The organism is Streptomyces sp. NPDC056480 (genome assembly GCF_042795405.1).
Taxonomy (GTDB): domain Bacteria; phylum Actinomycetota; class Actinomycetes; order Streptomycetales; family Streptomycetaceae; genus Streptomyces.
In genome coordinates this window covers 47,530-72,873 of the sequence record NZ_JBHTSA010000033.1, presented here as the reverse complement: position 1 = coordinate 72,873, position 25,344 = coordinate 47,530, and the positions used below count along the sequence as shown (strand labels likewise).

Here is a 25,344-nt window from a genome sequence, read left to right as displayed (position 1 = left end):
CCGCCCGACCCGCCGCCGCCCCGGCCCTACCCGACCGCTTCCGCCAGTCTCCCGATGCGATCGGCCAGGTCCTCCCACGGGCGCGGAGCGACCACCGGTACGCCGGCCTCGCGTGCCCGCGCGGCGAGCCATCGGCCGTACAGCACGCTGACGCGGGCGCGATGGCGCTGCGGCCCGGCCGCCGGCTCCCGGCGCAGGTAGTTGGCCGTCACCTGCGCCTCGTCGTCCTCGTGGAGGAAGACGCCGCGCACCGGACCGCCGGGCGTCACCGCACGGGGCAGGAGGTAGTCCCCCTCCAGGACCACCGGAGTGTCGGTGCCGACGTGGTTGGCCACCACCGCCTCGACCGCCGGGGCCAGCGCCTCGGCGATCGCGATCTGCCGTTCGACCACCGACTCGGGCGACCGGCGGGCGGCCTCCGGGTGCCGGCGCCAGAAGTGGACCTCCGGCAGGTGCTCGGGCAGCGTCACCGCGAGCAGCGCCTCCACGATGTCGTCGACCTCCACGACGGGGACGCCGTACCGCCGCGCCAGCGCCCGCCCGACACCGGTCTTGCCCATCCCCGACGCGCCGCCCACGACGAACACCCGCCAGTCCGGAGGCCCCGGCACCTCACGCGTACCGTTCACGCGCCCTCCTCTTCGGCGGCCGTCCGCGCCGGTCCCGGCTCGGTGAGGAAGGCGCGGACCTCATCGGCCTCGGGGACGGCGAGGGCGGTGTACAGATCGAGGGCCTGCCGGGCGTGGTCGTGGGCGAGGTCCGCGCGGCCCAGGTCCCGGTGGACGTGTGCCAGGCCCCGGTGGGCACGGGCCTGTTCGGGGAGGTAGCCGAACTCGCGGGCGAGAGCCAGCGCGGAGTCGTGCTCGACCTTCGCCCGTTCCGGTTCGCCCATGGAACGGGCGGCCTCCGCGAGGGCGTTGAGGGACTCGGCCTCGTCGCCCGGGAAGTCGAACCTGCGGCTCAGCTCCAGGGCGTCGGAATGATGCCGCCGGGCCTCGTCGTACCGGCCCTGCCGCCGGTACAGCAGTCCGATGTTGTTCAGGACGATGGTCTCGCCTATGCGGGATCCGGTCTCGCGGTACGCGTGCAGGGCCTGGCGGTGGTGGTCGTGGGCCTCGTCGTACCGGCCCTGGCGCTCGTGGTCGATGCCGAGGCCGGTCAGGCACCGGGCCTCGCCGGCGCGGTCGCCGAGTTCGCGGAAGAGCGACAGGGACTCGACGCAGTGCTCGTGGGCCCGTTCGTGGTCACGCCGCCGTCTGGCGACGTCGCCGAGGTTCTGCAGCGCGCGGGCGGCGGCGATCCGGTCGCCGCTCTCACGGGCGAGGCCCAGGGCGTGCCGGTAGTGCTCGGCCGCCCGCTCGTACGCGCCGTGCCACCAGAAGTGGACCTCGCCGACGTCGATGAGCGTGCGTGCCTCGGCGGTCGTGTCGCCGCTGCGGCGGCTGGCCCTGAGCGCCAGGTCGTGGAGGGTGAGCGCGTCGGCCTGGTGGGCGTGGCCGAGCAGGTAGCGGTGCAGGGTGGCGGCCAGCCGGCCCGTGTGCGGGCCCCGGTCGTGCTCGGCGGCGTACTGGCCGACCGCCATGAGGTTCGCGCGTTCGCCGTCCAGCCAGGCGATCGCCTCGGCCTCGTCCCGTGGCGTCGCCGGTGCCGTGGCCGCGGTCGGGGTGTCCGGGGCGGGGATGCGTGGTCTGCGGTTCCGGCCCTCGGGATAGAGGTGGTCGACGGCCGCGCTCGCGGTGTGGAGATAGTGGTGGACGAGCCGGTCGACGGCCTCGTGCCGGGCCTCGGGAGCTTCCTCGGCGGCCGCCGTGGCCAGGGCGTGCTCGCGCAGCAGGTCGTGGAAGGTGTAGCGGCCGGGCTTGAGCTGGATCAGGACATGGGCGTCGAGGAGGTCTTCCAGGAGCGTCTCGGCCTGGTCGAACGGGAGGCGGGCCAGCGCGGCGGCCGCGTCCGGACCGATGTCCCGGCCCGGCTGCAGCCCCAGGAGCCGGAACATCCGCTGCTGATCGGGCGTCAGCTGCTCGTACGACAGCGTGAAGGCCGCCGCCACGCCCCGCTCCGAGGTGGCGAGCTCGGCCAGCCGGCGGCGCTGGTCACGGAGCCGGTCGGCCAGGTAGGCGACGGTCCAGCTGCGGCGATGGTGCAGGCGGGCGGCGGCGATGCGGACGGCCAGCGGCAGGAAGCCGCACAGCTGCAGGACGTCGAGCACGGCCAGGGGTTCGGCGGTCGCCCGTCCGCCCACGATCGACGTGAACAACTCCACGGCGTCCGCGGCGGGCAGCACGTCCATGGACAGGGCGTGCGCCCCGTCCAGGTCGGTCAGCCGGCGGCGGCTCGTGATCAGGATGAGGGCGTGGGAGGAGGCGCCCGGCAGCAGGGGACGGATCTGCTCGGTGCCGAGGGCGTTGTCCAGGACGGCGAGGACCCGGCGGCCGGAGAGCTCGGACCGCCACAGCGCGGCGCGATCGGCCACCGACGCCGGGATGTGCTTGGCTGGTACGCCGAGTTGGCCCAGGAGGACCTCGAGGGCGGCGCCGGCGTCGAGCGGTGCCTGACCGGCGGTGTGGGCCTGCAGGTCCACGAAGAGCTGTCCGCCGGGGAACCGGTCCGCGAGACGGTGCCCGGCGTGCACCGCGAGCGCCGTCTTGCCGACCCCGGCCATCCCGTCGATCGCCGAGATCGTCACGATGCCACCGCCGACGCCACCGCCGGCGCCACCGCCACCGCCGGCGCCGGCGCCCGACGACCGGCGGGTCAGCCCGTCGAGCTCGCCGTCGCGACCGGTGAAGTCCGGGACGTCGTACGGCAGGAAGTTGCTCCCCTGCGGTCGCGCGGGCTCGGAGACCGGCGCCCTGAGATCGGGTGCGTCCCGCAGGATGTCCTGTTCGAGCCGGGTGAACGCGTGGCCGGGGTCGAGGCCCTGCTCCTCGGCGAGCGCCGCCCGGAAGTCCCTGGCCACCCGCAGGGCCTCGGGCTGGCGTCCCGCGCGGTGCAGGGCGAGCATCAGCCGGCAGCACAGCCGCTCCCGCAGGGGGTTGGCGGCGAGGTGGGCGGTCAGTTCGTCGACGAGGTCGTCGTGACGGCCCAGGGACAGTTCGAGCTCGGCCAGACGCTCGACGGCGGTCAACCGCTGTCCGTTGAGGCGGGCTCTGGCGGCGGGGACGTAAGGCGCGGTGACGTCGGCCAGCGGCTCGCCCCGCCACAGTGCCAGGGCGGTGCGTATGCGGTCGGCGGTGGCGGATGCGGTGGACGTGGCCGATTCGGCGGATGCCGTCGAGGCCGGCGAGGCCGTTGATGCGGTGGTGGGGGTGGTGGCGGTGGTGTCCGCAGGGGCCGTCGTGTCCCCGGAGCCGGCCGGTGCCGTGGCGATCAGGCCGGTGAACTCGTGGAGATCGAGCTGCCCCGGCTCGGGAGTGATCACGTACCCCGCCGGCCGCGTGGCCAGCATGTGGTCGGCCCCCGAAGCGCGCAGCATCCTGCGGATGGCGGCGATCGTGGTCTGGATCTGCGCGCGGGCGGAGTCCGGCGGAAGCGGCCCCCACATCGCGTCGACCAGGCGGTCCGTGCTGATCACGACCCCGGCGTGCAGCAACAGATAGGCGAGTACGGCCCGATGGCGGGGTGCGAGGCCGGGCGACTCAGGACCGGGGGCCCGGGCCTCCACCGGGCCGAGAATCGTGAACCGCATTCCGTCACTCCGGGGGTCACCAGCGCGTGCATCGAAGAAGCATCGGGAATGTATCAAGATCCACAGGCAGGGTTACGGGCATGCCAGCACTCCTCACCCCAGGGCTCCCCACCCCAGCACTCCTCACCGAAGCACCCCTCACTGCGGCACTCCCCACCCCGGCACCCCTCACCCCGGCACCCCTCACCCCGGCACCCCTTCCGGCACTGCCCACCCCGGCACCCCTCACCCCGGCACCGCCCACCCCGGCACCCCCCACCCCGGCACCCCCCACCCCGGCACTCCACTCCGTAGACCCGGAGCGGGCGACCGGCGAGACCGCGGCCCTGTTCACCGCCACGCACCGTGCCCTGGGGGTCGTGCCCCAGCTGGCCAGGGTGATGGCCAACAACCCGACCGTACTGAGGGGGTACGTGGACGTCGTCACCGCCCTGAGCACGCGAGGGACCCTGTCGGCGGACGTGCGTGAGCGCATCGCGCTGCTCGTGGCGCAGGAGAACCGGTCCGACTACTGCCTGTCCGTGCACACGTTCCGCGGGACCGAGGTGGCCGGGCTGACCACGGCCGAGGCCACCCGCGCTCGGCGGGGCGAGGCCGAGGACCCCTGGGCGGCCGCCGTCCTGGACCTGGCCGCGGCGGTGGTCCGCGACCACGGCGTCGTCTCCGACGAGCGGCTGGCCGCGGCCCGGCACGCCGGGCTCTCCGACGGGCACGTCGTCGAGATCATCGCCCACGTGGCGCTCGGCGCGTTCACCAACCACCTGGCCACGGCGGCACGCATCGACGTCGACTGGCCGCTCGTGCGCCACACCGACGGGGAAAACGCGCTGGCCCGAACGTACGCGATGACACAGGCTGGGCCGGATCACCCGAGCGGCTCGCCGAGCCGCCCCCAGCACCCACAGGCGGCCGAAGCCGTCCCCACCGAGGAGTTCCCCGTGTTCAACACCCTTCCGCTCACCGAGGTCTCGACCGAGGACGCCACCGCGTGGCACGCGGTCGTGTCGGCCTCGCTCGCCGCCGACCTGCCCGAGGAGCCCCGGCCGACGGTCGAGCAGATCCGCGCCCAACTCTCCGTCACCGGGCGGCACAACCGCCGCCTGCTGTGGCAGGCAATCGACGCCGACGGCGCGGTGGTCGGTGTGGCCGGACTGCGGCTGTTCACCTCGTCCGGACAGCAGCACCTGGCGGAGCTGGAACTGCACGTCACCCCGGACCGGCGACGCTCGGGAGTGGGCTCGCACCTGCTGGCCACGGCCGTACGAGCCGCACGGGAGGACGAGCGTCGCAGCCTGGTGGCCGCCGCACCCGGAGAGGGACCGGTGGGTGCCTTCTGCGCCGCCCGGGGCTTCCGGCGGGTGCTGGCCTTCGACCACCTGCTGCTGGACGTCGCGGACGCCGACGTCGCCGAGGCCGGGACCGAACGCCCCGGCTACGAACTGGTCGGCTGGACCGGCACGGTTCCCGACGAACTGGCGGAGGCGTTCGCCTCGGTCAAGAACGCGATGAACGACATGCCCATGGGAGACATGGACTACGGCAGCCAGACCTGGACCGCCGACCGGGTCCGCGCGATGGCCGAAGTCCTGGCCGACCGCGGTGACCTGCTGCTGACGACCGCGGTGCTCGCCAAGGGCGAGATGGCCGGATACACCGAGATCGTCATCCGCTCGGGGGAGACCCGCCGGGCCCTGCAGTACGACACCGTCGTGGCGCCCGCCCACCGCGGCCACGGGCTGGGGCTGTGGGTCAAGGCGGAGATGGTGCGCAGGCTCCGGGCCGAGCACCCCGGAATCGAGGAGATCGAGACGGACAACGCGCAGGACAACACCCACATGATCGCGGTGAACCGCCGCCTGGGCTTCCGCTTCCACCGCAGCACGCACGAGTACCAGCTGGACCTCCTGCCCGAGTGACGCGCCCGCACCCCTGGACCCCGGCGCAGGAGCGAGGTGATCCGGGGGGATGCGGCGGCAGGCCACCCGGACGGAGGCGGGGCGCGAGCGCCGTGCGGGGGACGCGCGCCGAGCGCCCGTGACCAGGCGTTCCGGAAGCCGGTTGGCAGGGCATGAAGAAGATCATCGCCACCACTGCCCTGGCTTTCGCCGGTCTCGCGCTCGCCACCCCGGCCCACGCCGACAACGACAGCAACTTCGGACCCGGCGTCAACGCCGCCAACAACTGGAACTTCAGCGCCGCGGCCGTCTGCTTCCAGGAGCTGGCCGTCGTCCCCGTGGGCGGCGCGTGGACGGGCGACACCGCCAACCACTGCACCAACGGCAACGTCCTAGACCACACCGCCCCCTGACCGCTGGTCGGGGGCGAGCACGATCGATGACCGGTGACGTCGGTGATGTCCCTTCAGGTGGCTGACGCTTCTGCCATCCGACCTGCTCGCATGAGGCCAGGGCTACGCCACGTCGACGCCGTATCCGCGTACGAGAGCCTCCAGGCCGTGGTCGTATCCCTGGCCGACGGCGCGGAAGCGCCACCGCGAGTCCCGACGGTAGATCTCGGCGAGGAGCAGGGTGCGCTCGCTGGTGGCGGCGTCGAGGGTGGCCTGGACCGTGGCCGGAGCGTCGACGCCCGGTGCGAGGGTGATCTGGACCGCTCCGATGTTTCCGAAGGTGGCGGTGCCGTCGATGGCGGCGGCGATCGCGATTCTGTGGGCAGCGGGAGGAAGCGCCGCGAGGTCGACGGCGACGGTCTGCTCGGTCGGGCCGTCGCAGAGGAGACGGGTGGCTCCGTCGGGGCTTTCCGGCGCGCTGTAGAAGACGAAGTCCCCGTCAGAGGAGACCTGCTCGTCCTCGTCGAGGACGAAGGCCACGACGTCGATCTCGCAGTTCGTCTGCTGTGCCCAGGAGGCACTGACGTGCCAGTGGCGGGCCTGGGGAAGCGCGGGGAGATCGATGACTCCACCGCGCGGTAGAACGTCGGTCACCGCACTGTCCCGAGCGGGGACGTCGGCCGGCTCGGAGACGGGGGCTCCCAGCCAGTCGTGTGCGTGGACGGGAAGCTCCAGCGTGGTGATGCGGGCCATGCGGCGGTCGAGTTCGCCCCCGGGGAAGAGAACGACGTCGGTGACACTCGCGGAGAGGTTGATCGCGGCGGCCCCGCCCAGTTCGACGACCCTGGCCCGGGCCGCGGACGCCTCTTCGTGGGTGCCGCCGAGAACCAGAACCCGCCGACGGCCGAACGGCTTGGCGGTTCGCGTGGACTCAGGCCGCCTGGGCGCCGGCACGTCTGCGACAGCTGCGAGCGCAGCGGGGGAGGGGGTCGGCGTGGGCGTCGTCTGCGTCGTGGGCGTCGTGGCCGCGGGCGTCTCTTGCGGCGTCTTCTTCGTTGTCTGAGTTTCGTGGGGTGTCCCGGGGCGTACCTCTCCCAGCAGTTTGAGAAACGTGTGCTCGTCGATGACCGCGATGCCTTCGGCGATCGCACGCCGCGCCTTCGCCGAGCCCGAAGCCGCGTCGTTGGTGACGAGAGCACTGGTGTGCCGGCTGACCGACGACATGATGTTCAGGCCGGCGGTGACGGCTCGGGCCACCAGCTCGGCCCGGGAGGTCGCGGTCTCACCGGTGATGGCGATCTTCATGCCTTGGATGAGCGGACCACCGGGCGCCGGGCGGCCCGGGTTCCGGTAGGCGCACGGGGCCTTCGGCGGATTCGGCGCGAACTGTGGATCCTGTCGGGGTGGGCAGGGCACCAGCGGTAGCGGGACGTCCAGTCGCGCGGCCTCGGAGAGGGAGGAGCGGAAGATCCCCGCGAGGACGCGCGTATCGTCCAGCGCGTCATGAGCGCTGGTCTGTGGGACGCCGTAGTGAGCGGCCAGTGACGCCAGGCTGAGGTCGGCGGTGGGCGGTTCCACGCGTCGGTTCAGGGCAAGGGTGCACAGGCGCTGGGTGACGGGGAGATAGAGCCGGGCGCGCGCGAACTCATGGGCCAGGAAGTCGTAGTCGAACTGTGCGTTGTGGGCCACCATGACGCGGTCCTGCAGGAGCGCGCCGATCCGTCCGGCCACCTGCTCGAAGGTCGGGGCGCCGCTCAGCTGTTCCGCGGTCAGGCCGTGGATGTGCACGGGACCGGGGTCGCAGCCCGGGTTCAGCAGGGTGGAGTACTCGCCGGTCTGGATCCCGTCCGGCCCGAAGGTCAGCACCGCGATCGAGAGGATCCGGTCACGTCGGGCCATCAGGCCGGACGTCTCGACGTCGACCAGAGCCCAGTCGTTCGCGTAGTCGGGCAGGTGCGAGACGTCGAGCGCGGCGGTGAAGGGCATGGCAGCAAGGATGATCCGGACACGATCGCGGCTTCAACCTGAATGCCGATTTGTCCCCTCAACTTGCCGAGGGGCCGCTCCCGAGCTTCGGTGGCAGTTCCCGGGTCGGACGGCTGCCGCCTCTGACCGGTTTCGGCCGGACAAGTCAAGCCACCCGAAGCCCTCTCTGCGGAGCCCCCGTTCTCGGCCGAAGACCACCCCCGACCAGCAAAAAGACCCTCCCGAAGGAGGGTCGATCGCGGAGCGCCCCCGGCAGGACTCGAACCTGCGGCCAAGTGCTTAGAAGGGACTTGGCCGCACGGGCGCGCCCAGGTCGCTGACCAGGGACTTCGATGCTCTCCCGAGTGCTCCCTTGGAGTCTTCCCCGCGCATTCACCGGAAGGCTCGATTCCGGCTGCTGGTGCAGCATGTTCCATCTAGTTTCTGATTTACCGTGACTCATCGCGACTCAGTGCGTCTCAGTGCAGGTCAGAGGGGGTGCCCTGAGGGCGAGCATCGTGACTCATCGCGTCTCAGATCGCGACTCAGCCCGCAACGCAGAAGAGGCCACCGCGCGCGGCGGTGGCCTCTTGATTCCGGCCGAGGAGTGTTGACCTGCGCGCCGCGAGGAGCGCTGACCTCGTTGATGTCGAATCCTGCTGCGCCCGAGGTTCTGATCTTGAGAGGGTGTGTCCGTACGAGTCGGACCGGAGGGGACGGAGCCACCACCCTTGATCATTCTGGACACCAACATCCTTTGGGGCGTGACGCTGGAAAACAGCACCGCCGACCTCCTCCGGGCACTCGCGGCGGCCGATATCCACGTCGCTGTCCCGTCGGTGGCCTTGGAGGAGCTGGTCTCGCAGCGGACTCTGGAGTACGTCGCGGCGCACGAGTCGGCGGCTTCGGCGGTTGCCCAGCTGCAGCGGCACGTTCCGTGGGGTGGGGTGCCTAGCCTCGGCCAGGCCGACAAGGAGCGGCACCGAGAGCACTGGCGGGACGTGTACCGGCGCATGGTAAAGGTTATCGAGCCGAGCGTGGAGGTACTGCGGACCGCGCTTTTCCGGGAGTCCAACGTTCTGCTGCCGTGCAAGCGGCTTGGGAAGGGCGACAAGACTGGTTCCCGTGATGCCGCGATCTGGCTGACGGCCGTCGAGTACGCACGCGATCACGAGGACGAGATGGTCTACTTCGTCAGCGCGAACACGAAGGACTTCGGCGACGGTACGCAGTACGAGGAGCCGATGAAGACGGACCTCGCGGGTATCGAGGATCGGTTCTTTCACCTTACTTCCCTGGACGACGTCGTGGAGCGCTTCGCGAAGCCGGCAGAGCTGGACGAGGGCTTGCTCCCTGCGCTCCTGGCACGCGAGGAGTGGATCGAACTAGTCACTGACGCGCTGTCCGACTACCTGCCGGTGTACGACCCCAATGACGACTCAGGATGGTCGAACCCTAGTCTTCTTTACACCCCGCTTGGGGACGGCGAGAGCGCGGGGGAAGTTCACTTTGCGTCGGGGTGGTTCGACCCACCGACGCTCACCTTCGACTGCGTCTCGGACATGACTGCCCACAGCATTGGCGGACAGGACTGGTACACGGCCACGGTTCGGTGGCTTGCCTCCGGCTTGATGATGCTGACCGTACCGAAGCTCACCCCTGCGGCGAATGTCCTGGAGACCCGCGTACTCGTGACGCAGGACGAGAACGGCGCACGCATGTCGATCCTGCACAGCCAGCCTCCCCAGGCCCTCACTGCTGAGGAGGTCAGCCGGGTTCCCAACACATGGACAAATTGGAGGCAAGAGCTGGAGGCGCGGTTTCCCCCCAATCGGTTGCCGAGGCAACCCTCCGCCGGGACGTCGGCCCGTCCTCAGCTCAAGACGGCGATCCTTCCTCAGCCCGACTTGCCGGCCGAGGCCTTGGCCACCCTGCTCACGTTGGCTGTCACTGGCTGGATGAATCGAAAGAAGTCGAAGTAGGCCGCCTCTTGGCCTCCCTCGGGGCCGAGTCTCTGGTCGCTGCAGTTCGAAGGGCATAGCCAGGCTCCAGGCTTAGCGGGGACCCTCTCGCTGCTCCCTAGGTTCGCCTGGCCCCGCCGGCGGGCTCTCGTTCACGCTCACCACCGACCGCGACTCCAGCCGTTGAGGGGGAGCGTGACCACCCGAATGCACCCGTTACAGACTGCCGTCGAAGTTGAAGCCACCCATGTCCTCGGTCCAGACGATTCGTTCCTCGTGCTCCCCAGCTGCACGATCCTTCGGCAAGGCCCCTCCTGCGCTAGACACGCTTGCCCCGCCTGGCACACTTCCCTCGCTCAGTGCTCCGCATCCCTGACACATCAACCTTGCGCCGCATCGAGGCCCGAGAAGCACATTTGCTACAGGGAGGTATTTACTCTGAGGCTCTATGTGGTGAGCTGTCGACACCTTCGTTACGCTTAGATAGCGTTGCCCGAGAAGCAGGAGAACAATGAAATTCTATGTGATAGAGCGCGGCTCTCAGTTCCCTCTGGTGGGCGAGTACCCGTACGTTGTCCTTGAGCGCGACCGCTGGGACGACTTCGGATTCAAAACGATGTTTGATGCCCAGCTCTTTAGCTCTCCTCAAAACAGCCAGGATCTGGGTGCTGTGAAGATCCTCAAGCGTGGGCAGGAAGAAGGGCCGACAGAAGTTCCGGACCATTTCACCGACTTGGGCGACGATTTCTGCTCACTCGGGCAAGCGTATTCCTACTACGAACTTATTCATGATCATCTTCCGCAATATGTTGATGGAATTCTGGGTGGGCTGCGAGACGTAGCATGGAACCAAAGTATCCACCTCTCTTTTCAGGAGGAGCCGGGATTCAGGACGTCCCTGCTCAGGTCTGGGATTGCTCAACTTGCATTGGATGGGGCTATCTCCCTGCTCGATGACTCGAAATCTGTCCAACGTAATGACGCACTCAAATTCAACTTCGAAACCAGCGTCGGTGGCGAGAAGTTCAGTATAGGTTTCCAGTTTGAAGATCGCCAACCGCTTCCAGGCAGAATGAACGTGGTTATTGGATATAACGGCACCGGTAAAACGCAACTGCTCGCGAATCTAGCCAATGTTGCACACGCCGATCTGCGTAAGCGGAGAAGGGCGAGCTTCGTGGAGCAGTTCGGTAAGTTCCCCGAATTTCCCCTTGCTCCACGCTTTTCATCGGTAATTGCTATCTCTTACAGCGCTTTCGATACCTTTGACCTTCCTGGCGAAAATGCTGATGAGGAGAGTCGACTTGCGGCAAGCGGCGAGGTGTTCGGCTACGTTTACTGCGGCCTTCGTAAATATGAGAGAAATCGAGGAGAAAAGGCGGTCTCTCCTCGAAACCTGAAAAGCGCTGATGAGATCCAAGCAGAGCTGTCGAGTGCAATGGTCCTGGCATCCTCTGACAACAGGAGCCAGCGATTTGTTGAAGCGCTTGCTCCTTTGCTTCGAGAGCCTTCCTTTACGCGAGTTAGCTTGTCTGGAAATTCGACACTCGAGGACCTCCGCTACCGGATGTCGGCTGGATTGAGCACCGGACATAAAATGGTACTCAATATAGTGGTGCAATTGGCGGCGCATCTTGAGCCAGGATCTCTAGTTCTCATTGACGAGCCTGAGACGCATCTCCACCCTCCGCTACTGGCTGCTTTGTTGAAGAGCATTAATAAGCTGCTGTCCTCCTATAGTTCTTACGCTGTGATTGCAACGCACTCTCCAGTGGTGCTACAGGAAATCCCGCGACGATACGTCAAGGTATTGAATCGATTCGGTAATTTTACCCAGGTTTCGAGCCCAGAGATTGAAACGTTTGGAGAGAGTGTGGGTGCTCTGACGCGGCACGCTTTCAGTCTAGATAGCAGTTCAACGGACTACCACGATGTTTTGCGAGAGTTGAGTGAACGCCACTCTCTAGGCCAGGTCATGGAAATATTCGACGGAGCCATGAGCGCGCAAGCCTTGTCCTATCTGATCAGCCTTTTCCAGGGAAGGGGCAGTAATTGATAAGAATGCCTGCCCCCAGTAGGGATATAGCGGCAGACCTTGAGGTCGCAATCACGCGGCGCAGTGCAGCAAACGTTGAACTCCTCACCGCTGCACGCGCGGAAGTGCTCGGATCTTATGCCGCTTATCGTGAAGTAGTCGAGAATGTGACCGGGAAGTGTTCAATAGCCGCAGGAAATAAGGATCTATCCGCCGCATTGAAAGGTTCGTATGACCTTCTGGATGTCGGTCGCCCTTTGTGGGAATTGAGAAGCCACCTTTTCGGCCTGTCTTCTTCTTCGAATTATAGGTGCCCCTTCTGTGTGCGCGCGAAAGTAGCCACGCTTGATCATTTCTTGCCTAAAGCGAAATTTCCGGAGTACGCAGTCCTGGCCGTCAATCTAGTTCCAGTATGCGAGAGGTGTAACCGACTGAAGGGTGACGAGTGTGATACGGCTGGCGGAATACTTTTGTTCCACGCTTTCCTGGACTCTTTTCCTGAGGTGGAGATATTGAAAGCAGATATCGCCGTGGGGTTGGGTGTATCGGTGAGGTACCGCATCGAGAAGCCGGAATTCCTCAGTTCTGTCATCTATGCGCGCATCGTAAAGCAATTTACCGTTCTTGATTTGCTGGAATACTATAAAGCCGAAGCAATCGCGGAGATTGCCGATCAGGTGGATACCTATGCGATGGTGGGTGAAGCTTTGGGGAAGGAGGGCTTGAAGTCTCTTCTTGAGTCGCTTGCGTCAGCCCCGGGGGCTGTCAATGTCAATCATTGGAAGGCTGTTCTTTTTCGTGCACTTGCCCAATCCGATGCATTCCTGGAAGGCGGCTACAAGCGACTTTCTGCGGTCAGCTAATAAATCTAACGCCGGCCCGACTGGAGCGGGCGGGCACAGGAGCGTCGGCCTGGCCAGGGGTCGCGCTGCGCGCGGTGAGCCGAGGCAGTCGCTTTGGCGAGGTAGGGAATGACCGCACGCTACTTCGAAGCAGGTGGTTGGTTCACGTAGACGCAGCCCGTCTCAAACAGGGCGTTAGACGAGACGACTTGTGAAGCCTTGGGTTCGCAGGCGCTCGTAGGCAGCTGCTACGGAGGCCGGGGTTTTCTGTTGGATCATAAAGCCCTGATCTGGGTAGATCAGCAGGCGTTGCTGGGTCCCTACAAGCATGTCCAGGACGAGCCCGGGATCCCCGATTAGGTCGATGTAATCCGCGAGGGGTATCGGAGCGGACGCGCTCACGATGTCCATCCCCTGCCAGAGCTTGCGGGCTGTCGCGTAGGCCCGGCGCTCCTCGTACGGTTTGCTGACGAGGAGCGCGGAGGAGACCTCGATGCCGCGACCCGCGAGTAGGTCCCGCGAGAATCGGATGTTTTCTCCGGTGTTCCGCGCGTTCGGTTCGATGAGAATCGCGGAAGCCGGCACCCTCAGCTCCAGTGCGCGGTCCCTGTAGTGCTCTGCCTCCCCGCGGGGCATCCGGGCGGCTGTCGTGCGGCTCGTGGCGCCACTGAAGACGATGAGGGGGAACATGCCGCGGTGGTATAGGTCGGCCGTCACGTCGGCTACGCCCAGATCGTGGCTGCCGAGGCCGATTCCGACTGAGCAGGGCCTCAGCTCGTGGTTCATCTTCTGGAAGTTCCAGAGGACTTGAGCGTCGGCCCACGTCTCTTCGGAAATCACGGGGTCGCCTCCTGGGCTGAGTCCGGGACCTTGAAATCGTACGACCAGGAGAACCGCGTTGCCGCGTGCACTCCGATTGCGAACTCGACCACCATTTCATCGGCCGTGAAAGTCGTGCGGTGCAGCTCGACCACCCACTCGCCGGGGGCGAGCTGGAGGAGCGTGGCCTCGTCCGGCGTTGCGACGCGGGATCGGAGCTCTTCCCGCATGTGGTCGATCTCGTACCCGGCGTCGTAGAGGACCCGGAAGCCGCCGCCCTTGCCCGCAGGGCCGGGGGTGGGGTCCACGATGCGCGTGCCCTCCACGTGCTCCGGTCGGTAGTAGCTCGTGAGGGTGTGCGTCGGCTGGTCGCCTTCCTTCACCAGCCGTGCTCGCGCGTACACCTCCGAGCCCTCCGGAAGACCGTGGGCCGCAGCGACGATCGCGGGAGCCGGCACTCGACTGACATTTTGCGTCTGGTCGCCGCGCTTGTACGCCCGTCCGGACGCTACTCGGTCCGCGATGAAGGCAACTTCATCACCGTCGCGCCACTTCGCCTTGTCGTATCGCGCGATGCCGAGGCGCTTCAGTGGTGCCTGTTCGCGTACGACCGTGCCGTGCCCTCGGGACGAAGTCACCAGCCCTTCGGCCTCCAGAGCCTTGTATGCCGCGTGGACCGTGGACTTTGACCCCTCACCGGCCTCAACCAGATCGCGAATGTGCGGAAGCTGCTGACCAGGGGCGTACTCGCCGCTCTTGATGCGCCCAGCCAGCTTGTCCGCCAGTTCCCGCCATTTCGGTGTCACGCGAACTCCTCTCTATGAGGCCAAGTCAAACACAGTCCTGGGACTGTTGACAGTCCCAGGACTGTGAGTCATTGTCGTGCTGTGCCGCTCGCAGTCCTAGGACAGTGAGGATCTAGGGGCTTCCTTGTGCTGTCTGGATCTCCGGCGGACAACTCAACAGTGTGATCCACCGCAGCACGACGGCCGTGACAGCTCCGGCCGGTGGTGAGTGGAGACCAGCCGACCGAGACCGGGCCCGCGTCACAACCGGGCCCCACACCCCATAGGGGGACACGCCATCGGCTCTAAGACCCGCGTGGCATCTGCCCTGATCACCCCCGAGATCCAGACCTCCTCGGGGCGAGGGGCACCACGTGTATCGGAGGTCTGAGCAGCACGTCCCGCCCCACTGCCCGGGAGGTCGATGTGTTCCGGCGAAGACTCTGGGCGCCGATCGTGCTGGACCAGCGCGACGGCCACGCCCACCGCGTCACCTGACCACCGCGGCCGCTCGGCTGCGGCCGGTTGCCTCCTCCGCCCGCCCGGCACCCACAGGGGTGCCGAACGGACGGGGTGGCAGGGAGCCGGAGATCCCTGGTTTCAACGGCGAGACCCCCCGGTGGTTGGACACCGGGGGGTCGGTTCGGGCCGTCCCAACCCGCGAAAGGAAGTACGACCCATGAACGTGATCGTTGCTGGTCAGCGGATCGTTACGCAGACCGAGCTGATCGAGGCCGCGCTCGGCTACGACGCCGACCCCGGCGAGGCGCTGGAGTTCGACTCGGCGGCCGGCCAGGACGCGTTGCGTGACATCGTCGCCGTCCTGGAGACCGAGGCCGCCACCGACGTCGACGCCGAGGACCTCGCGCACTACCGCAGCCTGCTGGGCGCCCGGGTCCTGTCCTTCCCCCGCCGCTCCGCCCTCGGCTTCGAGCGGGGTGCCGCGTGAACACCATCGCCTACTGGCTCCTGCTGGCCCTGTGCTTCGGTGCCGAGGTCTGGGGCCTGGTCATCGGCGTCCAGGACGTCAGCCTCGTCGGGGCCATCGCCTCGTTCGGCGTGATCGGCGTCGACCGCCTGCTGTTCCGCGCCGACGAGTGCGAGGGGTTCGCCGAGGCGGGTGAGGAGTGGTGAAGACGCTCGCCCAGATCCTGCTGTTCGCGCTGACCGTCCTGGAACTCTCGCTCGGCCTGCTGGCCGGGACGGTGGCTCTGATCAGCCTGATCACGGAGACGATCGCCCGCGCGGTCGCCGGACTCGACGAGGCCTTCGCCCGCCGGTTCCGGCTCGCTCGGGTCTCTCCGAAGCTCCGCAAGGAGCTCGCCGACGTCTTGTACGGGATCACGACGACGCCCGCCGGAGGTACCCGATGAGCACCTACCGCGAAGAGAAGCGGCGCGACCAGCAGCTCCGCGCCGAACAGGACCGCGAGGACCGCCGCCTGGAGCTCGACGCCCAGCTGGAGGGCAAGCGGCTCCAGGCCGAGGAGAACCGGAAGGACGCCGACGCCAGGCACCGCCAGGAGCAGGCCGACAAGAAGGCGAAGCAGGCCAAGCAGCAGGCGAAGAAGGCGGCCTCGGCCGCCAAGCGCGCCAAGGCGATGCGCTGGCTGAAGGCGAACCCGGCGACGCTGTTCGTGGCGTTCGTGATGGTCGCCTCGATCGTGCCCGCGCTCCTCTCCCAGATCGGCGCCTTGACCGGCGCGAGCGTGGCGGCGCCGATGGCCGGCCTGCTCGCCGCGATGCTGGAGGGCGGCGCCTGGGCCATCACGTTCATGGGCAAGCAGGCCGAGGACGCCGGCCGCGAACCCAGGAAGTACCGGATCGGCACCTGGGCCGTGGCCGCCGTGGCGGCCGCGGTGAACTTCTGGCACGGCCTGGAGGCCTACGCCGACCACCCCTGGGTCGCGTTCGTCCTCGGCGCCAGCTCGCTGTTCGCGATCTACATCTGGGACCTGAAGACCCACGGCTCCCACGGCAAGACCAAGACCGAGAAGCAGGCGGAGAAGGCCCGCCGCGCGCACGTCTCCGCCCGGCGCAAGCACCACCCGCAGATCGTCGAGCAGGCGGTGAAGCTTCAGGCCGCGCTGCCGTTCGGGGTGCTGGACGACGAGTCGGCGTTCGCCGCCGCGTGGCGGATCCACACCGGTGCCGAGCCGGGCCTGTCGGCCGAGCTGTATGCCACCGCGACCACCGCCGTGCTGTCTCTCGGCGCGGCGTTCGAGCTCGGCGACAACGTGCGCGAGGAGCTGTTGGAGACCGGCTTCAAGGCCGCCCGGCTCAACCCGTTCGCCGAGCTGACCCAGATGCCCGGATCCCAAGCGGGAATTGGGTCGAACCCTCCTGAACCACCCGCCGAGAAGCCTCGCGAGACCGGGCCGCGGGGACGGTCCGGCGAGGAGCTGGAAGCGCTCCTGCCGGACGCCCTGAGCGCGGCCGCCGAGCTCGTCGCCGAGGGCAAGCAGATCTCCGCGACCGGCCTGGCGAAGAAGCTCCAGATCCGCCGCGAGGACGCCCTCAAGCTCCGTGACCGCGTCATTGAACAGCGCCGCCTGCACGTCGCCTGAACCACCCCACCGAACCCGAGGGAGGACCCCGTCATGGGTCTGTTCAGCCGCAAGCAGCTCGACCCCACGTTCGTCACCGAGAACGTCGCCGCCGCCGACCAGGCCGACCCGAACACCACCCGTGCGGTGCCCGCGCACACGGTCACCTGGCCGGTCGCCCCGTCCGGCATCCGCACCGTCCTTATCGAGGGCGTCCGCTCGCCCCAGGACGCCGTCACCCGCGCCCTGCGCCAGCGCCGCGAGATCGAGCGGACCACGACCCGCGGCTACCGCGTCCGCTTCGAGTCCACCCCCGAGGTCTGGCTCATCGACGCCGCCGGCGCCCGCCACGTCACGGGCCCCCACCTCGGCGCCTGACCACCTTCGTACGCGGGGCCCGGCCCTCGCCTGGCAGCACCGGCCGGGCCCCGCTACCTCACCAGGAGGCACCGCAAGCATGACCGAGCACTCGCCCGAAAACCACGCCCCCTCCACCCCGACCGACGAGCAGCCGATCGCGACCGTCACCTTCCTCCACCCCACCACCCAGGCCCGGACGGGTTCCGTGTGGTCGGAGTGGTCGGACCTGCCCGACGACGGCCACCCGAGCGCCACCGCACCGCCGATGCCGACCGTGGCACCGACCGTCACCGGCCCGGACGAGCGGACCGTGGTCCTCGACACCGCCCGCGTCATCCTCGAGGAGACCACCGCCCCCGCCCCGGCCTCGGCCGGGAAGGTGGAGAAGGTCGACCTGGACGACTTCGACGGCGACACCCCGCTGATCCCCGCGTGGATGTGCTCGGCCGAGGGCTGGGCCGCCTGGGCCGGAGTCTTCTACCGCGCCCGCCGCCGCGGCTTCCGCCGCTGGGTCCGGCGCCAGCCCACCCAGCACGGCCACGTCCGCCAGTTCGGCCGCGGCACCCGCCGCGCCCACGAGTGGGTCGTCGGATTCGAGGGCGTCCGCGTCCAGTCCGCCGCCCACACCGCACACGTCCTGACTCGCGAGGCCCGCCTCGCCGCCCGCAACGCCCGCTTCACCCCCCCGCATCCTCGGGACGAAGAAGGGGCTGGCGATGCTGGCCGCGGAGAAGGCGACGAAGGCCGCCGAGGAGGCCGTCGCGCTGCACAAGAAGGCGAAGAAGGACCGCAACCGCGCCCGCAACCTCCGCGCGGGCGTCGCCTACGGCCCGCCGCTCACCGCCATCGGCACCGGCTACGTCATGGGCGGCGGCCTCGGCCTCGCCGCCAGCCTCCTGTCCACCTTCGCCGGGGGCGCGTTCGTCGGCCGCAAGCCGTACGACGAGGACGCCGACTGGACCACCGAGTGGCGCTCGCTCGGCGACGGCGACCGGATGACCGCCCCGATGCTCGACCAGGCCTTCCGGGCCGCGAAGGTCATCGGCTCCGAGGAGACGCTGCGGGTGGTGCAGATGCCGATGCTCGACACCCGCGGCGCCTGGACCGCCATCCTCGACCTCCCGCCCGGTGTGCCGGCCAAGCGCGCGATCCGCGCCACCGACGAACTGGCCGCCGCGTTCGGCGTGGAGGAGGCACAGGTCTCGGTCATGAAGAAGGGCCGGTCCGGCCGCGTCGAGCTCTACGTGTCCCGCGACCTGCCGTTCACCGACAAGGCCGCCCCCGGGCCGCTCCTCGCGCTGGAGTCGCCGGCGAACTTCTGGGGCCGGATCTCGATTGGCCCCGACGTGCGCGGGATCCACCAGTCCATCTCCGTCGTGGAGCGCTCCGGCCTGATCGGCGGCGAGCCCGGCGCGGGTAAGTCCGCCTCGGGCAACACGATCCTGCTCGCGGCCGCGCTCGACCCGCGCGTCATCCTGCACCTGGCCGACGGCAAGGGCGGCGGCGACTTGGAGCCCTTCGAGTCCCTCTGCGAGGCGTATGAAGGAGACGCCGACCCCGAGGCCTTCGACAAGATGCTCGACGACGAGCTGCGGGACATGAAGGCCCGCTACGCGCTGCTGAAGAAGCTCGGCAAGCGCAAGGTCACCGAGGAGCTCGCCAACAAGCACCCCGAGCTGCGGCAGAAGCTCCTGTGGGTCGACGAGCTCATGCTCTACACGACCGACGACGACTTCGGAAAGAAGATCACCAAGAAGCTCCGCAACCTCGTGAGCCGCGGGCGGGCGGCCGGGATCATCACCTTCTGCGCCACCCAGAAACCCGGATCCGACGTCGTCGACACCAGCCTCCGCGACCTGCTCTCCATCCGATGGGCACTGCGCTGCACCACCCCGGAAGCGTCCGACACGATCCTGGGCAAGGGCGCCGCCGCGTCCGGCTACTCCGCGCGGACGATCCAGTCCGAGATGCGGGGCGCCGGCCTGCTGTGGGCCGAGGGCACCAACCCCCAGATGGTCCGCGCCGACTACTACACCGACGAGCAGGTCAACGCCCTGATCGAGCGGGCCACCGAATGGCGCCGCGCGGCCGGGACGCTGCCCAAGGCTCCACTCCGGCTCATCGACCAGCTCAACACGCTCGCCGAGGAGGGCGACAAGGACGCCGAGATCCTGTCCCGGGTCCTCTCCTGCTTCTTCGTCGAGGACATCGCCGCCCGGCAGCGGGCCGTCAACGGCGGCATGGACCGGGAGCAGGCCGAGGCAGAGATCTCCGTCCACTGGCTCCCGGGACAGGTGATCCTCGACTACCTCAAGCTGCAGTGCGTCGAGGTCACCGCCGAGAAGCTCGCCGCCCTCGTCCAGCGCACGGACGAGGAGAAGACCAAGCGCCCGTGGGGCCCCAAGGGGTCGCGCGTGACCGGCTACCCGCTGGCCCGCGTCGAGACCGCCGCCACCACCCGATTCGGACTTACCGCCTGATTCCACCCCGGACGCAACCCGGACAGACGCCCGGATTGACCCGCAATGCCCCGGGCGGACCGAACTCCATCCCGGACGCCGGAGCACCCGACCCGGACAGCCGCGTCCGGGTCGGGCCCGGATCCGTCCGAGTCACCCAACTCTCTGACCTGCGACAACGCGGAGCCATCCGGGCTCCGTCCTAGCCCAAACCGGTACATAAGGAGTCAGGCACCGTGACCGCCCAGACCCTCACCGCCCCCGCCCTCCTCGCCCCCGAACTCGCCGACGAGGCCGCGCTCCTGGTCCGCGAGATCGAGCAGTACCTCACCGCCCGCGTCCGCACCACCGCCCACCCGCTCGTCACCAAGACCACCGCCGAACTCCTCACCGAAGCCCTCGGCGCCGCCCCCACGGCACCGGCCGCGCCGGCCCTCACCGCCCCGGCCTGCGCACTGCGCCTCCTGCCCGACTGGGTGCTCAACTTCCCGCTCCTGCGCCAACTCCACGGCGGTGGCCGCCACATCAGCGTCGCCGAGCACCTGGAGCTCACCGCGCTGGTCATCGAGCGCTACGGCTGGCACCGCGGCGCACTCCGCTCCGCCTCCGGCCGCCGCTGCATCCTCGGCGCCCAGGCCGTCCTGTTCCGCCTCGGCTACGGCGACGAGCACACCGCCCTGGCCGCCGGCCACCGCCTGCAGGCCGTCCTCGCCGCACGCGGGATCACCGAGCCCTACCACCGCTGGAACGACGCCATCGGCCGCACCCGCGAGGAAGCCCTCACCCTCGTCCGCACCGCCGCCACCCACGCCCGCCAGGAGGTCCGCTCGTGACCGGAGGGCGACGTCAGCGGTTCGTTGCCGGGAGATGCTCGGCGCTCTCATCGGCGAAGGTGCAGGCCCAGCTGATGCCTTCGCGATAGCTCTCTGCTGTGCCGTGGTGCTCCTTGCGGGGTGGCCCGTCGATCCACTGATGCCAAAGGCCGTCTGGGGACAGGAACCGGGCCGCTTGATCGGCACGGAGTTTGGCATCGAGGTGGAGGAGCGCGCCCATGGCGGCTGGCTGGTCGTAGTAGAGGTCCGGGCGCCGCAGGTAGCGGTCGAGGTAGGCGGCCAGCAGGTCCGCGTCGGCAGGAGTGCCGAAGCTGGCCAAGGTCACGCAGTAGTCCGAGCCTGCGAAGCCGACCTCGCTGGCAAGCAGCAGTTCGCCGAGGCGTTCGCGGAATTCAGTTCTGCGGGCCACGGCGATGAGCCAGGCAGCGGTCCTGCGCTCGCGCCAGCCACCTTCGAGCAGGATGGCCAGCTCGTCGGGAGCGATAGCGCCGGCGTCTTCGCCCAGTGCCCGTACGAACTCGGTGCGTTCAGGATCACTCATGCGCCGGATGCGGCCACCGAGTTTGAGGTAGCGCCGGTTGGGTGCGACGTAGCGGTGCACGAGAGCGAACAGCTCAGGGTCCTCGTTGGGGTAACGCATAGCTGCATCCTGCTCTGGACAAAGCCGTTCGACCAGTGCGTTTCTCAGTCGCCCCGGTCGGCCCGTCGGACGGTGCCTGATCCACCACAGCCGCGCGATCCATCGCGCCGGCACCCGCTGCCCCTGGGCATGAAGCGGCCGACGGCGCCCGTCATGAGACGTACCCCGCTCTTTGCAGGAGCTAGGCGGACGCGCCGTCGGCCATGTCCCCGAGCTTGTCAGCACCCGAGGTACCCGCACCCTACCCAGCCACCCCACCTTGTGATCAAGGGAGTTTCGGCATGGCCATAACCATCTCGCTCGTCGCCCTCTTCGGGCTCGTCCTCTACTTCCTCCTGCGCTCCGGAAGCCTCACCTACGGGCCCGCGTTCATCGCCACCGGATTCGGCTTCTTCCTTGCCTCCACCGGTGCCGCCACCCCCATCAACCAGCTCACCGACAGCGTCATCGACGCCCTCTCCAACCTCTGAGGAGCCACCGCATGACCCGCAAGACCCTGCCCTGGTTCGATTCCCTCACCGACAGCATCTTCGCCCTCGGCGCCGCCGCCCGCGAGACCCGCACCGCCTACCAGGCCGCCCAGGCCGCCAGCGCGCACTACAACCTCGACCGCATCCGGCTCCTCGACGGCGAGGTCACCCTCACCGGCCGCTACTCCGCCTCCCGCCCGCACGACCAGGCCGTGGTCCGCATCGCCGACGCACTGCGCAACTGCGAGCACCGGATGGAAAACCTCTACAACCAGGCCGCCCTCAGCTACGCCTACGGCACCGCCTGGGCCATCCTTCGCGTCCTCGACGGCCAGGAACCTCCCCGCGTAGAGCTCGGCCTCAGCGCCGAGGGGCATCTGACCGTGCCAGGCGAGCTCGCCCCTGTCCCGCCCGCGATCGAAGGCCTGGACCGCTGGTGCGACAACGCCAAGTTCGAGAAGGCCCGACAGCGGTGGTGGGAGTGCGACTCCGCCGGCGAGTACGCCTCCGCCCTCGACGACGAGGACTATCTCGCCGACCACGAGGCGAACGAGATGCACCAGGCGCACGCCGAGGCCCGAGGCATTCCGGACGCCGCCTACGCCTACGCCACCCTCGCCGAATCCGCCCTGCGCTACAGCCTCCTCGGCACCCGCGCCCGCCACACCCACCCGTAGCTACGCCGAGGGCGGCTGTCTCGCCAAAGCGCGTGGCTGCGCAGCGCTCCGGCGCCAAGGTTTCTGGACTTTCTGGACCCCCCTACGCGCGCAGGCGCGCGAGCTCAGCTCCACCCGCCCCTTGCCCCCATCTGCCCCACTGGGGATCGCAGGTGTAACAGATTCGCCGGAAAAACGTACTAGGAGTGCTGGGTCTCGCCGCGAGAACCAGCACATGCCTCTGAACTGCGGAAAGGGACATCCGTGGAACCGGTGAGACCGTCCTACGCGGGCGCGAGGGGCGTGTAACGAATCCGAGTCCCACTCCGTCCATAGCGATGCGAAGGGAGATGACCTGGATCACCGCGACCTATACGGGGACAACGCCCCGTGCTGCACCAACACCTAGCGATGGCTAGGGCGGGCCGCCTCTCGCCAAAGACTCGGCCCGCCCCGGTCCTCCATCCCACTGTTAGAGAGAACTGGAGACACCCAGCATGACCCATGCCATTCCGATCCGGAGAGAAGACCGGACCGGCCGACTCAGCCTCGCCCTGCACCTGGCGGCCGGCGGGCTACCGGTCCTGCCCCTGCGAGCAGGGAAAGGACCGCTCGGCAACTGCCGCACCTGCGCGGACAACGCGTGCGGCGGACGGCCCAACATGAAGTCCCCCGGGCCCTGCCGCTGCCCGCGCCCGTGCCACGCCTGGGCCGCCGCCACCACCGACCCTGCCGTCATTGCCTCCCCGGCCTGGACGGCCGCCTGGACGCACGCCGGGGTCGTCGGGTACCACCCGGGCGGCGCCGGGGTCACCGTGGTCGACCTCGACGACGCTGACGCCGTCGACTGGGCCCACACCACCCTGCCCCCGACCCGCACCGTGACGACAACGCGCGGAGAGCACTGGATCTACCAGGGCGCGATGCCTTCCTCCAATCACGTCCGCCCCGGCGTCGACATCAAGTCGCTGATGTCCTACGCCCGCTGGCTCGGCCCCGGGGCTGGAACCATGGCGGTGCTGCCGCCGGTCGTCCTCGCGCTCGTCGAGAGGGAAGAGACCACCCGGCCCCGCGCGGGGGTGGACTCTTCATCCCTGACCCTGGCCCGGTGGGACCGGAGCGTGGCCACTGGCTGCCGCCACACCGAGACCTACGTCCGCACCGGCCTCTCCCGCGGTGTCGAGCACGTCCGGGCCCGCTCCGAGAAGGGTGCTGGGACGGCCGCGTACGGAGCCGCCCGGTTCCTCGCCAAGCAGCACACCGCCTGCCCCGGGCCGTGCGGGCTCGATGCCCTGGGCGAGGACCTCATCGACGCCGCCGTGTCCGTCGGCGTCCCCGAGCCCTACGCCCGCCGCGCGGTCTCCAACGGCCTTCAGACGGCCTTGGGAGCGACCGCGTGACCGCCTTTGCCGGCGGGCCCCGGATCGTCGCCCTGCTGCGGATCTCCGCCCCGGGACGGGACACGACGCCCTCCGCGCGGTCCTGGTGCTCCTGCGGCCGGAACCTGGCGGCGTTCGGGCAGCGGAAGGTCGCCGCGCTCATCGCAGACCACACCCGCCACCGCGCCGTCTGCCCGCTGCTGACTGAGGGGAAGGAAGCCGCGTGACCGGCACGGAGGAACTGCCCTCGCCGTCCAACCCGCTCGCTGTCGCCCGCCGGATCGTGCCCGACTGGCACACCGAGGACGGACACCTGCGGCTGCGCCGCTGGCGCGGGTCGTGGATGCGGTGGAACGGGACCTGCTGGCGAGAGTACGACGAGCAGCAGATGCGCGCCGGGCTCTACAAGCGCCTGGAGCACACGACGTTCTGCGCCGGCCTCGACAAGAACGGGCTTCCGGAGGCCCGCGCGTGGGCGCCGACCAAGACGAAGATCAGCAACCTTCTCGACGCGCTGAGCGCCATCACCTTCCTGCCTACCGACACCGACGCCCCCGCCTGGATCGACGGAGAGCGCGGCAAACATGACGCCAGCCCGATTGTCGCCTGCAGCAATGGGCTGCTGAGGATCAGGGACAGGGAGCTCCTGTCGCACAACCCGGGCTTCTTCAACCTGGTCTCCGTCCCCTATGACTACGACCCCGAGGCAACCGCCCCCACCTGGGAGGCGTTCCTGGCGGGCATCTGGCCGGACGACCCCGAGCCCATCGCCGCCCTGCAGGAGTGGTTCGGATACGTCCTGTCCGGGCGGACCGACCAGCAGAAGATCCTGCTCATGAAAGGCCCCTCGCGCTCCGGGAAGGGAACCATCGCCCGGATCCTGAAGGAGCTGGTCGGCAAGGAGAACCTCGCCGGTCCCACGCTCGCCGGCCTGGGCACGAACTTCGGGCTCTCCACCCTCGTCGGCAAGCCGCTTGCTGTCATCTCCGACGCCCGCCTGTCGAGCAAGGATGGCGGCGGCCAGGTCGTCGAGCGGCTGCTCACGATCTCCGGCGAGGACACCATCGACATCGACCGGAAGTTCCGCGACCCGTGGACCGGCAAACTGCCGACCCGGCTCATGGTGCTGACCAACGAGCTGCCGAACTTCGGCGACTCCTCCGGCGTCATCGCCCGCCGGTTCATCGTCCTCAGCATGACCGTCTCCTGGCTCGGCAAGGAGGACACCGGGCTCACCGGCAAGCTCGCCGCCGAGATGCCCGGCATCATCAACTGGGCCCTCGACGGCCTCGCCCGCCTGGAACGCACCGGCCGGATCACCGAGCCCGCCTCCTCGCAGGACGCCGTCACGATGATGCAGGACACCGCCTCGCCCACCTCCGCGTTCGTCCGAGAGCGCTGCACCACCGGCCCCACCCACGAAATCCCCGTGGACATCCTGTGGACCGCCTGGCGCGAGTGGGCCGAGGACAACGGCGTGAAGTCCATCGGGACCAAGCAGCTCTTCGGCCGCAACCTGCTCTCCGTCGTCCCTCAGCTCCACCGCACTCGGCCCCGCGACGCCTACGGCCGGCAGGTGTCCACATACGCCGGAATCACCCTCAACCCGACTTCCTGAGC

At 68.7% G+C, this 25,344-nt stretch carries 23 protein-coding genes and 1 tRNA gene; 17 read left to right on the top strand and 7 right to left on the bottom strand.

Annotated elements, in window-relative coordinates; genetic code table 11:
- Window positions 1–26 precede the first annotated feature (26 nt).
- Window positions 27–629, bottom strand: coding sequence for a hypothetical protein (locus ACFQ79_RS17225; protein WP_383584076.1), 603 nt, complete (start codon window positions 627–629; stop codon window positions 27–29).
- Window positions 626–3,688: a BTAD domain-containing putative transcriptional regulator gene (locus ACFQ79_RS17220; protein WP_383584074.1), complete on the bottom strand. Its 3,063-nt coding sequence runs from the start codon at window positions 3,686–3,688 to the stop codon at window positions 626–628. The genes ACFQ79_RS17225 and ACFQ79_RS17220 overlap by 4 nt, the downstream gene beginning before the upstream one ends.
- An 80-nt stretch (window positions 3,689–3,768) precedes the next feature.
- Between ACFQ79_RS17220 and ACFQ79_RS17215 the strand changes: the two genes are divergently transcribed.
- The gene (locus tag ACFQ79_RS17215; protein ID WP_383584072.1) at window positions 3,769–5,604 is read left to right on the top strand and encodes a GNAT family N-acetyltransferase; all 1,836 of its coding nucleotides are present in this window, start codon (window positions 3,769–3,771) and stop codon (window positions 5,602–5,604) included.
- A gap of 152 nt (window positions 5,605–5,756) precedes the next feature.
- On the top strand, window positions 5,757–5,996 hold the full coding sequence (locus tag ACFQ79_RS17210; protein WP_383584069.1) for a hypothetical protein: 240 nt from the start codon (window positions 5,757–5,759) through the stop codon (window positions 5,994–5,996).
- A 102-nt stretch (window positions 5,997–6,098) separates the two neighbouring features.
- On the opposite strand, the gene ACFQ79_RS17205 is transcribed toward ACFQ79_RS17210, so the two are convergent.
- Both ACFQ79_RS17205 and ACFQ79_RS17200 read right to left on the bottom strand, forming a co-directional pair.
- Complete coding sequence (locus ACFQ79_RS17205) at window positions 6,099–7,961, bottom strand: TerD family protein (protein WP_383584067.1); 1,863 nt, start codon at window positions 7,959–7,961, stop codon at window positions 6,099–6,101.
- A gap of 244 nt (window positions 7,962–8,205) precedes the next feature.
- Window positions 8,206–8,267 (bottom strand) — tRNA-Ser (locus ACFQ79_RS17200).
- A gap of 404 nt (window positions 8,268–8,671) precedes the next feature.
- Here ACFQ79_RS17200 and ACFQ79_RS17195 point away from each other — a divergent pair.
- The 3 genes from ACFQ79_RS17195 to ACFQ79_RS17185 all read left to right on the top strand — a co-directional run bounded on the left by ACFQ79_RS17195 (window position 8,672) and on the right by ACFQ79_RS17185 (window position 12,799).
- On the top strand, window positions 8,672–9,922 hold the full coding sequence (locus tag ACFQ79_RS17195; protein WP_383584065.1) for a PIN domain-containing protein: 1,251 nt from the start codon (window positions 8,672–8,674) through the stop codon (window positions 9,920–9,922).
- A 490-nt stretch (window positions 9,923–10,412) separates the two neighbouring features.
- Entirely contained in the window at window positions 10,413–11,957 is a 1,545-nt protein-coding gene (locus ACFQ79_RS17190) for an AAA family ATPase (protein ID WP_383584063.1), read from the top strand.
- 5 nt (window positions 11,958–11,962) lie between these two features.
- On the top strand, window positions 11,963–12,799 hold the full coding sequence (locus tag ACFQ79_RS17185) for an HNH endonuclease (protein WP_383584061.1): 837 nt from the start codon (window positions 11,963–11,965) through the stop codon (window positions 12,797–12,799).
- Between the two features lie 174 nt (window positions 12,800–12,973).
- Here the strand turns inward: ACFQ79_RS17185 and ACFQ79_RS17180 are convergent, their stop codons facing one another.
- Together ACFQ79_RS17180 and ACFQ79_RS17175 are read right to left on the bottom strand one after the other, a co-directional pair.
- A complete protein-coding gene (locus ACFQ79_RS17180) occupies window positions 12,974–13,618 on the bottom strand; it encodes a YdcF family protein (RefSeq protein WP_383584059.1) in 645 nt (214 codons plus the stop codon).
- Window positions 13,615–14,403 (bottom strand): GntR family transcriptional regulator, encoded by a 789-nt coding sequence (locus ACFQ79_RS17175; RefSeq protein ID WP_383584057.1) that lies wholly within the window; start codon window positions 14,401–14,403, stop codon window positions 13,615–13,617. Before ACFQ79_RS17175 ends, ACFQ79_RS17180 begins: the two co-directional genes overlap by 4 nt.
- Before the next feature lie 658 nt (window positions 14,404–15,061).
- Here ACFQ79_RS17175 and ACFQ79_RS17170 point away from each other — a divergent pair.
- The 7 genes from ACFQ79_RS17170 (at window position 15,062) to ACFQ79_RS17140 (ending at window position 20,579) form a co-directional block, all read left to right on the top strand.
- The gene (locus tag ACFQ79_RS17170) at window positions 15,062–15,331 is read left to right on the top strand and encodes a hypothetical protein (protein ID WP_383584055.1); all 270 of its coding nucleotides are present in this window, start codon (window positions 15,062–15,064) and stop codon (window positions 15,329–15,331) included.
- On the top strand, window positions 15,328–15,516 hold the full coding sequence (locus ACFQ79_RS17165; RefSeq protein ID WP_383584052.1) for a hypothetical protein: 189 nt from the start codon (window positions 15,328–15,330) through the stop codon (window positions 15,514–15,516). Before ACFQ79_RS17170 ends, ACFQ79_RS17165 begins: the two co-directional genes overlap by 4 nt.
- Window positions 15,513–15,755, top strand: coding sequence for a hypothetical protein (locus tag ACFQ79_RS17160; protein WP_383584050.1), 243 nt, complete (start codon window positions 15,513–15,515; stop codon window positions 15,753–15,755). The genes ACFQ79_RS17165 and ACFQ79_RS17160 overlap by 4 nt, the downstream gene beginning before the upstream one ends.
- Complete coding sequence (locus tag ACFQ79_RS17155; protein ID WP_383584048.1) at window positions 15,752–16,948, top strand: hypothetical protein; 1,197 nt, start codon at window positions 15,752–15,754, stop codon at window positions 16,946–16,948. The genes ACFQ79_RS17160 and ACFQ79_RS17155 overlap by 4 nt, the downstream gene beginning before the upstream one ends.
- A gap of 33 nt (window positions 16,949–16,981) precedes the next feature.
- On the top strand, window positions 16,982–17,305 hold the full coding sequence (locus ACFQ79_RS17150) for a hypothetical protein (RefSeq protein WP_383584045.1): 324 nt from the start codon (window positions 16,982–16,984) through the stop codon (window positions 17,303–17,305).
- Window positions 17,306–18,003: 698 nt separating this feature from the next.
- Window positions 18,004–19,767, top strand: a complete 1,764-nt coding sequence (locus ACFQ79_RS17145) for an FtsK/SpoIIIE domain-containing protein (protein WP_383584043.1) — start codon at window positions 18,004–18,006, stop codon at window positions 19,765–19,767.
- Window positions 19,768–19,982: 215 nt separating this feature from the next.
- Complete coding sequence (locus tag ACFQ79_RS17140) at window positions 19,983–20,579, top strand: hypothetical protein (RefSeq protein WP_383584041.1); 597 nt, start codon at window positions 19,983–19,985, stop codon at window positions 20,577–20,579.
- A 13-nt stretch (window positions 20,580–20,592) separates the two neighbouring features.
- On the opposite strand, the gene ACFQ79_RS17135 is transcribed toward ACFQ79_RS17140, so the two are convergent.
- Window positions 20,593–21,219: a DUF6000 family protein gene (locus tag ACFQ79_RS17135; protein ID WP_383584038.1), complete on the bottom strand. Its 627-nt coding sequence runs from the start codon at window positions 21,217–21,219 to the stop codon at window positions 20,593–20,595.
- A 281-nt stretch (window positions 21,220–21,500) separates the two neighbouring features.
- On the opposite strand from ACFQ79_RS17135, the gene ACFQ79_RS17130 reads away from it, so the two are divergent.
- From ACFQ79_RS17130 to ACFQ79_RS17110, 5 genes are all read left to right on the top strand, one after another.
- Complete coding sequence (locus tag ACFQ79_RS17130) at window positions 21,501–21,689, top strand: hypothetical protein (protein WP_383584035.1); 189 nt, start codon at window positions 21,501–21,503, stop codon at window positions 21,687–21,689.
- 11 nt (window positions 21,690–21,700) lie between these two features.
- Window positions 21,701–22,366 (top strand): hypothetical protein, encoded by a 666-nt coding sequence (locus ACFQ79_RS17125; protein ID WP_383584032.1) that lies wholly within the window; start codon window positions 21,701–21,703, stop codon window positions 22,364–22,366.
- Between the two features lie 476 nt (window positions 22,367–22,842).
- Window positions 22,843–23,745, top strand: coding sequence for a bifunctional DNA primase/polymerase (locus ACFQ79_RS17120; RefSeq protein ID WP_383584029.1), 903 nt, complete (start codon window positions 22,843–22,845; stop codon window positions 23,743–23,745).
- A complete protein-coding gene (locus tag ACFQ79_RS17115; protein WP_383584027.1) occupies window positions 23,742–23,951 on the top strand; it encodes a hypothetical protein in 210 nt (69 codons plus the stop codon). The genes ACFQ79_RS17120 and ACFQ79_RS17115 overlap by 4 nt, the downstream gene beginning before the upstream one ends.
- Window positions 23,948–25,342 (top strand): phage/plasmid primase, P4 family, encoded by a 1,395-nt coding sequence (locus ACFQ79_RS17110; RefSeq protein ID WP_328487241.1) that lies wholly within the window; start codon window positions 23,948–23,950, stop codon window positions 25,340–25,342. Before ACFQ79_RS17115 ends, ACFQ79_RS17110 begins: the two co-directional genes overlap by 4 nt.
- The last annotated feature ends 2 nt before the right edge of the window (window positions 25,343–25,344 follow it).

Bases quoted from the DNA above. Each gene is read 5' to 3' on its own strand.
- ACFQ79_RS17220 (WP_383584074.1), bottom strand. From the start codon at position 3,688: ATGCGGTTCACGATTCTCGGCCCGGTGGAGGCCCGGGCCCCCGGTCCT.
- ACFQ79_RS17215 (WP_383584072.1), top strand. From the start codon at position 3,769: ATGCCAGCACTCCTCACCCCAGGGCTCCCCACCCCAGCACTCCTCACC.
- ACFQ79_RS17210 (WP_383584069.1), top strand. From the start codon at position 5,757: ATGAAGAAGATCATCGCCACCACTGCCCTGGCTTTCGCCGGTCTCGCG.
- ACFQ79_RS17205 (WP_383584067.1), bottom strand. From the start codon at position 7,961: ATGCCCTTCACCGCCGCGCTCGACGTCTCGCACCTGCCCGACTACGCG.
- ACFQ79_RS17190 (WP_383584063.1), top strand. From the start codon at position 10,413: ATGAAATTCTATGTGATAGAGCGCGGCTCTCAGTTCCCTCTGGTGGGC.
- ACFQ79_RS17185 (WP_383584061.1), top strand. From the start codon at position 11,963: ATGCCTGCCCCCAGTAGGGATATAGCGGCAGACCTTGAGGTCGCAATC.
- ACFQ79_RS17170 (WP_383584055.1), top strand. From the start codon at position 15,062: ATGAACGTGATCGTTGCTGGTCAGCGGATCGTTACGCAGACCGAGCTG.
- ACFQ79_RS17155 (WP_383584048.1), top strand. From the start codon at position 15,752: ATGAGCACCTACCGCGAAGAGAAGCGGCGCGACCAGCAGCTCCGCGCC.
- ACFQ79_RS17150 (WP_383584045.1), top strand. From the start codon at position 16,982: ATGGGTCTGTTCAGCCGCAAGCAGCTCGACCCCACGTTCGTCACCGAG.
- ACFQ79_RS17145 (WP_383584043.1), top strand. From the start codon at position 18,004: ATGCTGGCCGCGGAGAAGGCGACGAAGGCCGCCGAGGAGGCCGTCGCG.
- ACFQ79_RS17135 (WP_383584038.1), bottom strand. From the start codon at position 21,219: ATGCGTTACCCCAACGAGGACCCTGAGCTGTTCGCTCTCGTGCACCGC.
- ACFQ79_RS17130 (WP_383584035.1), top strand. From the start codon at position 21,501: ATGGCCATAACCATCTCGCTCGTCGCCCTCTTCGGGCTCGTCCTCTAC.
- ACFQ79_RS17125 (WP_383584032.1), top strand. From the start codon at position 21,701: ATGACCCGCAAGACCCTGCCCTGGTTCGATTCCCTCACCGACAGCATC.
- ACFQ79_RS17120 (WP_383584029.1), top strand. From the start codon at position 22,843: ATGACCCATGCCATTCCGATCCGGAGAGAAGACCGGACCGGCCGACTC.